Below are 284 nucleotides of genomic sequence, written 5' to 3' on the forward strand. Positions count from 1 at the left end.
AACCCGTCCGGTCCGGGCGGGAGATACGGCGCGGTGTTGATGACTGCCTCGTTGGTCTTGAACGACGTGACGAGCCCTGCTTCGAGAGGCACGAGGAAGTAGACGGCGATGAGCGCGAGCACTGCGTACAGGAGGATTCGTTTCCCGCCGATCGCATCGCGCAGGTCACTCGTCGACGATTCGCCGTCGGTCGCGTCGGCTGTAACGGTTTCCTGACTCATAGTGCACCCCTGCGGTACTGGCTGTAGAGATACGGGATGACGACGAGCAACGCGAGGACGTAG

1 pseudogene is annotated in these 284 nt (G+C 62.0%); it reads right to left on the reverse strand.

The features are described 5' to 3' along the window. A pseudogene (locus C448_RS07840) lies at positions 1-221 on the reverse strand (carbohydrate ABC transporter permease); the annotation flags it as partial. Between the last annotated feature and the right edge of the window lie 63 nt (positions 222-284).

The organism is Halococcus morrhuae DSM 1307 (genome assembly GCF_000336695.1).
GTDB lineage: Archaea > Halobacteriota > Halobacteria > Halobacteriales > Halococcaceae > Halococcus > Halococcus morrhuae.